At 57.7% G+C, this 9,131-nt stretch carries 12 protein-coding genes and 1 tRNA gene; 12 read left to right on the forward strand and 1 reads right to left on the reverse strand.

The genetic code is table 11. The annotated features are described in order from the left end of the window. Positions 1-166 precede the first annotated feature (166 nt). On the reverse strand, positions 167-688 hold the full coding sequence (locus GWQ31_RS21500; RefSeq protein WP_192873253.1) for an RDD family protein: 522 nt from the start codon (positions 686-688) through the stop codon (positions 167-169). Positions 689-831: 143 nt separating this feature from the next. Between GWQ31_RS21500 and GWQ31_RS21505 the strand changes: the two genes are divergently transcribed. The 12 genes from GWQ31_RS21505 (at position 832) to GWQ31_RS21560 (ending at position 9,096) form a co-directional block, all read left to right on the forward strand. Continuing rightward, positions 832-917, forward strand: a tRNA-Leu gene (locus GWQ31_RS21505). 260 nt (positions 918-1,177) lie between these two features. Beyond that, positions 1,178-2,386 (forward strand): tyrosine-type recombinase/integrase, encoded by a 1,209-nt coding sequence (locus GWQ31_RS21510; protein WP_005902375.1) that lies wholly within the window; start codon positions 1,178-1,180, stop codon positions 2,384-2,386. 256 nt (positions 2,387-2,642) lie between these two features. Continuing rightward, positions 2,643-2,852: an AlpA family phage regulatory protein gene (locus tag GWQ31_RS21515; protein WP_275910233.1), complete on the forward strand. Its 210-nt coding sequence runs from the start codon at positions 2,643-2,645 to the stop codon at positions 2,850-2,852. A gap of 10 nt (positions 2,853-2,862) precedes the next feature. Further along, positions 2,863-3,276 (forward strand): hypothetical protein, encoded by a 414-nt coding sequence (locus tag GWQ31_RS21520; protein WP_275910234.1) that lies wholly within the window; start codon positions 2,863-2,865, stop codon positions 3,274-3,276. Between the two features lie 14 nt (positions 3,277-3,290). After that, a complete protein-coding gene (locus GWQ31_RS21525; protein WP_275910235.1) occupies positions 3,291-4,070 on the forward strand; it encodes an antA/AntB antirepressor family protein in 780 nt (259 codons plus the stop codon). Beyond that, positions 4,067-4,606: an ash family protein gene (locus GWQ31_RS21530; RefSeq protein ID WP_275910236.1), complete on the forward strand. Its 540-nt coding sequence runs from the start codon at positions 4,067-4,069 to the stop codon at positions 4,604-4,606. Before GWQ31_RS21525 ends, GWQ31_RS21530 begins: the two co-directional genes overlap by 4 nt. Next, positions 4,603-4,761: a hypothetical protein gene (locus GWQ31_RS21535; RefSeq protein ID WP_275910237.1), complete on the forward strand. Its 159-nt coding sequence runs from the start codon at positions 4,603-4,605 to the stop codon at positions 4,759-4,761. Before GWQ31_RS21530 ends, GWQ31_RS21535 begins: the two co-directional genes overlap by 4 nt. Then, complete coding sequence (locus GWQ31_RS21540) at positions 4,758-5,018, forward strand: hypothetical protein (protein ID WP_111588967.1); 261 nt, start codon at positions 4,758-4,760, stop codon at positions 5,016-5,018. Before GWQ31_RS21535 ends, GWQ31_RS21540 begins: the two co-directional genes overlap by 4 nt. Further along, on the forward strand, positions 5,011-5,169 hold the full coding sequence (locus GWQ31_RS21545) for a hypothetical protein (RefSeq protein WP_275910238.1): 159 nt from the start codon (positions 5,011-5,013) through the stop codon (positions 5,167-5,169). Before GWQ31_RS21540 ends, GWQ31_RS21545 begins: the two co-directional genes overlap by 8 nt. Further along, positions 5,162-5,518 carry a hypothetical protein gene (locus tag GWQ31_RS21550; protein ID WP_275910239.1) on the forward strand — a complete coding sequence of 119 codons (357 nt, stop codon included), beginning with the start codon at positions 5,162-5,164 and terminating at the stop codon, positions 5,516-5,518. Before GWQ31_RS21545 ends, GWQ31_RS21550 begins: the two co-directional genes overlap by 8 nt. Beyond that, on the forward strand, positions 5,515-7,782 hold the full coding sequence (locus tag GWQ31_RS21555; RefSeq protein WP_275910240.1) for a DUF927 domain-containing protein: 2,268 nt from the start codon (positions 5,515-5,517) through the stop codon (positions 7,780-7,782). Before GWQ31_RS21550 ends, GWQ31_RS21555 begins: the two co-directional genes overlap by 4 nt. 549 nt (positions 7,783-8,331) lie before the next feature. Then, positions 8,332-9,096 carry a hypothetical protein gene (locus tag GWQ31_RS21560; RefSeq protein ID WP_275910241.1) on the forward strand — a complete coding sequence of 255 codons (765 nt, stop codon included), beginning with the start codon at positions 8,332-8,334 and terminating at the stop codon, positions 9,094-9,096. The last annotated feature ends 35 nt before the right edge of the window (positions 9,097-9,131 follow it).

The following is a 9,131-nucleotide window of genomic DNA, read 5'->3' on the forward strand; positions in this document are numbered from 1 at the left end:
CCGGTTGAGTGAAGGGCATGTTAGAACCAGGGAAGAGAGCGATGAAAGGTTCAGATCACAGAATGGGAGAGAAGTTCAAAAAAATCCCCAAGCGACGCTTGGGGATTTTTGTATAAGAGACAGCCCACTGGGTGCCCTTCTTGTTATTCATATCCTGCTCGCCAGCTCACTTGTTCAGCTGCTCCAGGTTCTCCTGCTTGCTCAACACCACCACTTCGCACTCGGACCAGATGTCCTGAAAGGCGCGGGGAGCCTTGCGGTTGAACAGACACATCAGGTTGCCAAGGCCGAATGCCGCCGTCGCCAGCCGGATCAGGGCCTGGGTGATGCGAATATTGCTGCCATCCGCATTCTGAATGCGCAGTCGCCAGGCGCGCATGCCTATGGTCTGACCGGCACGGGTCCAGAACCAGGTGTAGAAACCGCAGATGATGAAGGCGAGCCAGGCGCTGTAGAGCGGGCTGGTCAGCAACCAGGAAGCGTCTTTGCCTTCCGGAAGGGTGGCAGCGCCGGTTGCCAGCAGCAGATGCGCTACCCCCATACCGATAAAGCCTGCGATGATCAGCAAAGAGATGACCACCAGATAGTCATAGAGCAGAGCGCCGAGGCGGCGTAGCAGACCCGCCGACGGGTAGTGCGGGGTAGCGGTAGAGACAGGTTTTGGTGAGACGGGTGTACGCTTGGCCATCGTTTTTATTCCATTAATATGATGCGGGCATTCTATGTAACTGACCTTGTATCGGCAAGGCGTTGAATAAATGAGCAAACGAGAGCGTGCACAAGAAAAACACCTTGCATGGCATCGCGCCATTCGTATAATCCCTCGCAGTTGCCCGGGTGGCGAAATCGGTAGACGCAGCGGATTCAAAATCCGCCGATGAATAATCGTGTCGGTTCGAGTCCGACCCCGGGCACCATATTACAGTTTCATGCCGTACCACGGCAGACCAGAAACCCGCATAGCGTAAGGCTTGCGGGTTTTTTGTTGTCTCTTGTCGTATCATAAAGCCTCATGACATCCCCCCATTTCTGGGGGTATCTCTGGGGGTACAGTCCCTAGAAGGGGTAAAAAGTACCCCCACAGCTCGCTATCCCTTGCCATTCCTGGCCTGTGGAGTTGCGACTTATACCCCCAGCGTCCGTCACGTACCCCCAAGTTAAAACGGGAGATACCCCCATGCCGCTATCCGATACCGCTGCCCGACAAGCCAAGTTCAATGGCAAACAGCAGAAGCTGTCTGATGAAAAGGGCCTGTTCTTGCTGGTCACTTCGTCCGGAAAATACTGGCGCCTCAAGTTCCGCTTCGGTGGCAAAGAGAAGGTGCTGGCTCTGGGGGTCTACCCAGAGGTTTCTCTGAAAGAGGCAAGAGTTAAGCGTGAGGATGCCCGCAGGCAATTGGCGGAAGGTATCGACCCCAGCCTTGCTCGTAAGCAGAGCAAGGTTGCCAGCCGGCTTGCCAGCGAGCACAACTTTGAGGCCATAGCCAGAGAGTGGCACCAGAGCCAGTTAGCTATCTGGAGTCCAGGTCATGCCAAGAGGGTGATCGAGTCCTTGGAAGTGGATGCCTTTCCAGACTTAGGGCTGGTGCCAGTTTCTGAGCTGACAGCTCCCATCATGTTGGATGCTCTGCGCAAGGTAGAGGCAAGGGGAGCCACCGAGACCGCTGGACGGGTACTGCAGCGGATCAGTTCAATCATGCGTTATGCCATCCAGACTGGGCGGGCAAGCTACAACCCGGCCCAGGATTTGAAAGGGGCTCTCAGGGCCACCAAGCAGGAACATCGGCCGGCACTGCCGCGGGCTGAACTGCCGGAATTTTACCGACGCTTGGCTGCTGAGCCGTTGAACCCCGCAACCCGTCTAGCTTTCCATCTGCTGATGCTGACTATGACTCGCCCTGGTGAGGTCCGTTTTGCTCGCTGGGATGAGTTCGACATCGAGCGAGCCGAATGGCGCATCCCGGCTGAGCGGATGAAGATGCGGGCTCCCCATATCGTACCGCTATCCCGACAGGCTCTTGCTGTGCTTGAGGAGCTGCGCCAGGTATCAGGGCATTGTGAGCTGCTGTTCCCGAGTGAGCGTAAGCTGACCGACCCCATGAGTGAGAACACGCTGAGTTATGCCATGGGACGGATGGGCTACAAGGGGATTGCCACCCCACACGGCTTTCGGGCTTTGGCATCCACCACCCTCAACGAGGAAGGCTTTGATCCGGATGTCATTGAGCGTCAGCTTGCCCATGCTGAGCGTAACAAGGTGCGGGCGGCCTACCATCGAGCGGAGTACCTGGACGACCGGCGCAAGCTCTTGCAGTGGCTGGCTGATTTCTATGAATCGCAACAGGGTGGCAATGTTCGCCCGGTGAACTTTCACAGAGCAGGGTAAGCGGTAGGAGGGGGCGGGACGTTAAGCGACCGCTTGACTCGTTATCACACCAGCGTTAGGATTTACCCATCATGGCCCATTCTTTAGAGATTGGGCCTTTTTCATACCCAAACATATCCAAACTCGGCCATCGTGCCGAGTTTTTGCGTTGGAGAATCCCAAGTCAAAATCAGCGTCATTCATCATCAACAACAACTGCTTTATCCCTTTCAAGCCCGACCACTGTGTCGGGCTTTTTCATTTCAGGAGAACTCACATGACAATACCGAAAACAGGGTTTATTCGAGAGGCACAACTGGTTACTACGGCAAGCAAGGTGGGCCCGTTACCGTTCAGCAAGTCAACGCTGTGGAGGATGGTTGGTGAAGGCAAGTTCCCTAAGCCAATCAAGCTGGGAGTCCGGGTCACTGCCTGGCGTTGTGAAGAGGTTCACGAGTGGATCAACGCTCAAGGCCAAGCAGCGTAAGGAGGGAAAGATGCAAAAAGAAAAAGGCCGTACCGCGAACGGCACGACCCAGCTTGAGCAGGGTCAGCATATCACCAAGTACGAATTGGTCGCCACCCACCTGCTGGAGCAGGGAGCCCAGGGCGTCAGCGCCTTGTCTGGCCTGGCTGGGCTCCATGACCTCAACTTGCGCAACAGCATTGGCCTACTCCGTCGAAACCACGGGGTAGCTATCACTGATGCGTTTTTTGAGCACCAACATAGCGGCGGCGGAATCACTCGCTTCAAACGCTATTGGCTGGCTGACCGTGATCAAGCCCATAAACTGGTGACACTGATCAACCACTGGCGACACCAGAGGCAGGCCGCACCACTGGCAGATAACTACGTTGCCATTCTGTGCGCCCGCACGCCGGCAGCGGTCCCCCTTCCTCCCGCCGCTTAACCCCGAGGTATTCCATGCAAAAACATTATGGGCTCATTGCCCAGGGTGAAGCCTTGCCCAAAAACAGCCATCCCTTGTCTACATTGCTGCCCATCCATCAGCATGAGGTCGGCGGTAAACGGATCCAGGTCGTCCACGCCCGAGAGCTTCACGCCTTCCTCAAGGTGGGCCGTGGCTTCTCCACCTGGGTACAGGAGCGGATCAGGGAGTATCGCTTTATCGAGGGGCTGGATTACACCGTTGTCGAAACTTTGAGCTCCCCCATTTCGGGGAGCACAAAAGCACGCCCGCAGCGGGTGAAGGAATACCATCTTGCGCTCAACATGGCCAAAGAGCTGGCAATGGTCGAACGCAACAACGAAGGCCGGCAGGCTCGCCACTACTTCATCGACTGTGAGCGTCGCCTATCCATCGTTGCTCCCGAGCAACAAGCTGTCGCGGTGGCTCATTGGAAGGCTCAGCGGGAGGTAACCAAGGACTACCATGGGTTGATGTGCCGTGCTCTGCAGCAGACCCGTACCAGCGCAGGTAAGGAGACCAAGGCACACCACTGCAGCAACGAACTGAACATGCTCAACCGGTTGGTGCTAGGGGTGGATGCCAAGCATTGGGCCGAATTGCATGGTGGTTGCCGGGAAGTGCGTCAGCACATGGATTCTCATCAGCTTGAACAGATCGCCTATCTTGAGCGCAGCAACGCAACCCTAATTGACGCTGGGATGCCATTTGCCGAACGTAAAGCGCGTCTCTCCAGCATGCTGGCGGCACATGTTGATAGGGAGAGGTGGGCATGAATTACCTTCCTCTCTTGTCCCACAACGTCCAACAGGGTACGATTCTCCACGCAACGGCAAAATCCGTTGCCGAGATTGGCGTCTCGAAAATATCTACGGAGCCGACCCACGCTCTAGCGTGGTTTTTTGTCGGTACTCGTTCCTCATTTCTTGGGGCGCTGCTGGCCTACCTGGTCGGTGGCCCCTACAGTGTTATGGCGGTTCGGGCGAGGGCCCCGCAAGGGGCGCTGGGTTCCGTAGTGACCAGTTACGCCAACCTTGTCCGGGCTGCCACCAGTTGGAGATTGGCGTCTTCCGGTGGTAGAGAAAATCTAACCACTACGGAGGCTGCCATCATGGCTACTGTCCCCACCCCAGCTTTACCCAAAATCTTCACCTTCCTGATCCAGCGCCCCTGCGCCTGCCGTTTGGCAGAGCTTCGTCGTATCCGCACTATCGCCATTATCGCCAACACCGAGGCCCAAGCCCGCGCCAACTTGCCTGGCTTGTCACTGGTGTTCATGTCCCGCACTCCGAGCAAGGGGGTGGCAGCATGACCAAGTTCACCCCATCCCGTCTGGAGTCCCTGCTCGAGCAGTTTGCCAGTGTTCTGGAACAAACCGATTTATGCCGCCAGGAGCGGGCTCAGTTCCACGCTTTGCTTGATGCCCTGCGTATTGAGGTTGGGCTCTGCCAGGAGGTACTGGCATGACCTATTTCGCATGGGCTAATGGCAGCTCGCCGGCCACTTTCATCGGCCCTACTCATCCACGTACTGGGAAACGGTCACAACAAGGCAGCCTGAGTGCCTTCATGTGTCGAAGTGATCGGGATCGTTTCCTTGCCCAAACCAAAGGCGCCGCGGTGGCTGTTACCGCTAAAGAGGCTCGAGAACTGAAAGCCGGTTTAGATGATCGGGCGTTCAAGGAGCTGGTTGTAGTTCTGCTGGGAGGTGCCCGCCATGAGTAATCGACTGATCAACACCCTGAATGGCCGCATGTGGCGCGAGCTGTCACGCAATCCACTGCGCCCTGCGGTGCTGCGAGAGCTGTTCAAGCGGCTGACCAAGGCCCAGAAACAACCAGGCGAGAGCAATGCAACAGGGGGATACCATGACTGAGATAACTAAGCTGGTGGATCAGTTGGCACAGGCCTACTTGGTCGCCCGGGGCAATGTGTTTACCCACCTGGGGATCCAGCTCCCCCTTGCTACAGACTCACTGACGATGGCCATCCATAACAACATCGTGGGCGCTCACTTGGAGCATGCCGGGGCGCAGCAGGGGCAAGCTGATGCTTTGCTGATGCTGCGGCATATGGTGGTGAACGATGAGCTCACTCCACTGGGAGCCTTGGTGATGGATCAGATGTATTGCGCCTTCTGCGCCGATGTTCGCCAGATGCTTGAAGAGGGAAAGGATCCTGTGGTTGAGCTGACCCAGGAGAGCAAGCAGAGGGCAATGCAATGACAGTGGTATACCAAGGAACTGCAGGCTCCAGTCATCAAAACCGCCCTCCATCCCGGGCCGGTGCCTTCCTCAAGTTTGCTGACCTGGACGATCTGCAGGTGGTCGTGATCCACACCGGTGAGCAAGCCAGTCGGGATGCAGGCATCAGGGCCACCCTGCAGCGCGCTCACAACGAGGCTATAGCCACAGATAACCCTATTGATCCGGAGGTGGAACCAGAGCAGGCGCTGTATGTGGGGCCTGCCCAGCTGGATGAGGAGGCCCGCCTCTACAAGATGGCCGATCGGGATGCCACCAAGCGGGTCATCATTCACCAGTTTGGCAACCTGGCCCCCGAGAAAGCCAAGCGGTTGATCGTGGCACTGCGCAAGCAAGCACCCAGGGCAGAGCTTTACCGTGGTCATCAGGGCCAGAACGCCGAGCCCTGGCAGCTGGTGGATGTGGTGGCCTTTGAGCAGAGACTGGCGGCAGGCACTCAATCGGACGACGCGCCCTGGTCAGACAATGTGGCTCCACTCCATTTGGTGAAAGGCAATCCAGAGGAGGGACCAGAGCTGCCTGCCGGGTTCGAGGTGCGGGGATCGCGCCTGTGTGCCTTAACGATGGTGGGCCGGGGGGAGGATGCCCGGCAAGAGTGGGTACCCATTGCCAGTCCCGTCCATGTACTGGCTGAAACAGCTGATGAGCAAGGCCGAGGCTATGGCCGCTTGTTGGAGTGGCGGGACAGTGCCGGGCGGGTGCGGCAGTGGGCCATGCCGGTACGCTCCCTGGTCCCGCGCAACGGAGAGGAGGTGTTTGCCGCGCTGCTGGATGCGGGGCTGCCCTTCATCGAGCTTGGTCATAAGCGCAAACTGGCATCCTACCTGATGAGCTGCCAGCCCAAGCGGCGGATCACCTGTGTCGAACGCACTGGGTGGCATGGCCATGCCTATGTGCTGCCCGGTGGGTCCATTGGGCCGGATGCTGAGGGGGTCATTCTGCAGACCGCCGGCTACACCGCCAGCGACTTTACCGAGCACGGTACCCTGGCCGGCTGGCAACAGGGAGTTGCAGGGCTTGCCGTGGGCAACTCCCGTCTCTGCTTTGCGCTGTCACTTGCCTTTGCTGCGCCTCTGCTTTCCTTGGTAGGCATGGAGGGCGGTGGCTTCCACCTGAAGGGTGAGAGTACCGACGGCAAGACCACCGTGATGAAGGCGGCCGCGAGTGTTTATGGGTACCCGGATCGGTATTCCCAAACCTGGCGGGCCACCGGTAATGCCATCGAGGGGATCGCCAGCCGGCGTAATGATGCCTTGCTCTGTCTGGATGAACTGGGCGAGCTGGACGGCCGGGAAGCAGGACAGACTGCCTACATGCTGGCCAACGGCCAAGGCAAGGGCCGCAGTAAGCAGGACGGTGAGCTCAGAGAGCGTAAGGCCTGGCGGTTACTGTTCCTCTCCACCGGTGAGTTGAGTCTCGAGGATCATGCCGCCAGTGCCGGGAAGAGTACCCAGGCTGGGATGGAGGTACGGACTATCCAGATCCCCAGCGATACCGGACACCATGGCGCGTTTGAGTGGCTGCATGGCATGGATGGAGGCCGCAGTTTTGCCGACACCCTGAAAGCCAACACAGAAGCACACCACGGCATCGCTTTTCGCACCTATGCCCATGCCCTGACTCAGGCCATGGATGAGCAGAGCGAGCGGCTGAAGGCCGAGATTAAGCAATTGGCAGCCGAGCTGACTCCCAAGGGCGCGGGTAATCAGGTTGGCCGAGCTATCAACCGGTTTGCGCTGGTGGCTGCGGCCGGGGAGCTGGCCACCCGATTGGGGGTAACCGGCTGGCCAGAGGGGGAAGCCATCAGAGCGGTGAGGGTCTGCCTCAAAGCTTGGCTGGCAGAACGGGGACACCTGGGCAACCAGGAGGACGCAGCCACCCTGATGCAGGTACGTGGCTTTATCTTTGCCCACCAGTTCACGCGCTTTGCCGACTGGTTCGATGCTAACCACCGGCCAGCCAATATGGTGGGCTACCGCAAGGTGGAGTCTGATTGCGTGAGCTTCTTTGTGTTGCCCCAGGGCTGGCTTGAGATCACCAAAGGGCGAGATCCCAAGCGAGCGGCCATTTTGTGCCTTGAAGCCGGCTATCTACTGACAGGCAAAGACAAGAAGCGATTACAGCGTAAGGTGAGGCTGCCTGGTATGGGTGGTTTGGCATGGGTGTATGGCTTGACTGCGCGAGTGCTCGCTGATGAGGCAGAGGGCCAAGAAGAGGACCAGTGATACTGCCAGAGGAAACCAAGGGCTACCAAGTGTGGCCCTTCTCTTTTCTGCCTCATGCGCGCACGTGAAAGAAGAAACAAAAATGGTGGGAACAGTGGGAACAGGAGCATTGAATGTATCTGTAGACCTTATGTATCAAGGGATTAAGCTGTTCCCACCTAGTCATATTTAAGGTGGGAACAAAGTGGGAACAGTGGGAACAAAAAATGCCGGATTTTGGTTTGTTCCCACCTGTTCCCACTGCATATATAGCCTGGTGGGAACAAGCAAACCCAGTAACGACGAGGGTTAGCGGGCATTGTTCCCACGTTCCCACTGTTCCCACCGTTTTTTTGATACATACAGTGCAACCTGCCGATCGAGATCACACTTTTACTGCAACAGGGGGTTACCTTGAGATTGAGCAACGAACAACGAGAGCAGGTGCTTGAACTACGCCGCCAGCACTCAATGAGGGAGGTGGCCGAAATAGCTGGCCTGCCATTGGGTACCGTGAAGGCCATCATCAGTCGGTCTGGACTGTTCGCCGATAACCCAAGGCATCGGGCTATGTTCACCCTGCCTCCATGGCAAAGCAGGGAAACCCTGCCGGCGGTACCTGATCTGCCACCCCAGCAGGTGGTGACCGGGGATAAAGAGATCGATGCTCTGCTCTGGCTACGCCAGGTGATTGAAACCGGTGACCCGGTTCGTATTGAGCAAGCCAAGGAGGCGGCAGGACGGATAACCACTCCACTCGATGAACTGGAGAGGCGCTATGGCAGATGGCTGGTGGCCAGTGCTGGGCATGTCATGGCAGGCTTTGGTAGCATCGGCTTTGCCAATCTTGATGGCCTGGCTGAGCGCACCATCAAACGACGAGCCCGGGAGGCCGAGGCGATCGGGCGCTTTGGGGAGCAGCTGTGGTATGACACGCCGGCAGAGGTATTTTGTCTGGAGACCCTGCGCACGGTTGAGCGGGTGGAATGGGACTACCCGCCGGAACAGGTAGCCGATCGGTTCAAGGCTATACCCGAGTTGATGCCACACACCCTGAGCGATTGCCTTCACGAGCTGGCCTACTGGAATGACCTTCACTACTTGCGAAAGGCCTGTGATACCAGTGGCGATTACGAGCACCGCATGGAGTCCTCTGCACGAGACTGGTTCATCTTCGGCCTGCTGGTAGAGCTGCGGCCGCGGACCCGGGAAGAGGCCAAGAATGCGTTTCGCTACCTGATGACTAGCTGTGATCTCTCTGTAGGTTGTTCACTCGGGGCATTCCCGGAAAACTGGAGGCGCCAACCAAACCAATCATCCGAGGTGCCCCAGTGAACAACCATAAAAATGCCCGATTAACCGTCTTTGGT

This window comes from Aeromonas sp. 2MA4 (genome assembly GCF_029237305.1).
GTDB classification, from domain to species: domain Bacteria; phylum Pseudomonadota; class Gammaproteobacteria; order Enterobacterales; family Aeromonadaceae; genus Aeromonas; species Aeromonas salmonicida.

Coding starts and splice junctions, on each gene's coding strand:
- GWQ31_RS21555 (WP_275910240.1), top strand. CDS start 5,515: ATGACAGTGGTATACCAAGGAACTGCAGGCTCCAGTCATCAAAACCGC.
- GWQ31_RS21510 (WP_005902375.1), top strand. CDS start 1,178: ATGCCGCTATCCGATACCGCTGCCCGACAAGCCAAGTTCAATGGCAAA.
- GWQ31_RS21530 (WP_275910236.1), top strand. CDS start 4,067: ATGAATTACCTTCCTCTCTTGTCCCACAACGTCCAACAGGGTACGATT.
- GWQ31_RS21535 (WP_275910237.1), top strand. CDS start 4,603: ATGACCAAGTTCACCCCATCCCGTCTGGAGTCCCTGCTCGAGCAGTTT.
- GWQ31_RS21525 (WP_275910235.1), top strand. CDS start 3,291: ATGCAAAAACATTATGGGCTCATTGCCCAGGGTGAAGCCTTGCCCAAA.
- GWQ31_RS21550 (WP_275910239.1), top strand. CDS start 5,162: ATGACTGAGATAACTAAGCTGGTGGATCAGTTGGCACAGGCCTACTTG.
- GWQ31_RS21540 (WP_111588967.1), top strand. CDS start 4,758: ATGACCTATTTCGCATGGGCTAATGGCAGCTCGCCGGCCACTTTCATC.
- GWQ31_RS21520 (WP_275910234.1), top strand. CDS start 2,863: ATGCAAAAAGAAAAAGGCCGTACCGCGAACGGCACGACCCAGCTTGAG.
- GWQ31_RS21560 (WP_275910241.1), top strand. CDS start 8,332: ATGTTCACCCTGCCTCCATGGCAAAGCAGGGAAACCCTGCCGGCGGTA.
- GWQ31_RS21545 (WP_275910238.1), top strand. CDS start 5,011: ATGAGTAATCGACTGATCAACACCCTGAATGGCCGCATGTGGCGCGAG.
- GWQ31_RS21500 (WP_192873253.1), bottom strand. CDS start 688: ATGGCCAAGCGTACACCCGTCTCACCAAAACCTGTCTCTACCGCTACC.
- GWQ31_RS21515 (WP_275910233.1), top strand. CDS start 2,643: ATGACAATACCGAAAACAGGGTTTATTCGAGAGGCACAACTGGTTACT.